Here is a 1,011-nt window from a genome sequence, read left to right on the forward strand (position 1 = left end):
TCGCCCCGCTCCGTCACCTCTTCCTCCAGGTCGCCCGCCCGATGGCGACCCATCAGACCTGCGGGGCCCTCCACCGCCGCTGGCACTTGATGGGCATCGACGGCACCACGCTCGACCTGCCCGACACCCGGGCCAATGCCCGCACCTTCGGTCGGCCCAAAGGCCCTCGCGCCGATGCCGCCTTCCCGCAGGTCCGGCTGTTGGCCCTGTGCGAGTTGAGGACTCATGCCGTCTGTGGCCTGGCCATCAAGCCGATCCGCCATGGCGAGGCCTCGATGCTCGCACCCCTGCTCGGAGAGGTCGGCCCGGGCATGCTGCTGGTCTGGGACCGCGGCTTCTTCGGCTTCGATCTGATCGATTCGGTCTGCCGACGCGGGGCACATCTCCTCGCCCGGGCCAAGAGCAACGCCATCCTCCGGCCGGTCCGTCATCTGGCCGACGGCTCGTACCTGGCGAAAGTCTACCCGAGTCCGGCCGATCGCCGGCGCGATACGCGAGGCCGGAGTGTCCGGGTGATCGAATACACCCACGACGATCCGAACCGACCCGGGGTCGGCCAACGGCATCGGCTGATCACGGATCTGCTCAACCCGGATGACTTGCCGGCCCCGGAGGCCCCACTGGCCTACCACGAGCGTTGGGAGCAGGAGCTCGCCTTCGACGAGATCAAGACCCACCTGAGCGGCCGGGAGGTGCCGATCCGGAGCAAGACGCCGGCGGGCGTGGTCCAGGAGATCTACGGCCTGATGCTGGCGCACTATGTGGTGCGTCGGGTCATCCATGACGCGGCGGTGGTGGCGATGCACGACCCGGATCGGATCTCATTCATCGATTCGCTGCGAGTGCTGCAATGCCGACTGCCGGAGTCGCCCGGGCTCAAGCCCGAGGCGTGGTATCGGTTGTTGTTGAAGGAAGTCCGACGCCAGAGGCTCCGGCCGCGTCGCGACCGATGGCACGCACGGGTGATCAAGCGAAGGATGTCGAACTGGAAGAAGAAGCGGCTGGAGCACT

The 1,011-nt window shown here is 67.6% G+C and carries 1 protein-coding gene; it reads left to right on the forward strand.

The window, feature by feature from the left end:
* Window positions 1–41: 41 nt before the first annotated feature.
* The coding region (locus tag G6O68_RS31885; RefSeq protein WP_240911594.1) for an IS4 family transposase at window positions 42–1,011 on the forward strand (970 nt) is incomplete at its 3' end.

The sequence above is a fragment of the Paludisphaera soli genome, from assembly GCF_011064595.1.
Taxonomy (GTDB): Bacteria; Planctomycetota; Planctomycetia; order Isosphaerales; family Isosphaeraceae; genus Paludisphaera; species Paludisphaera soli.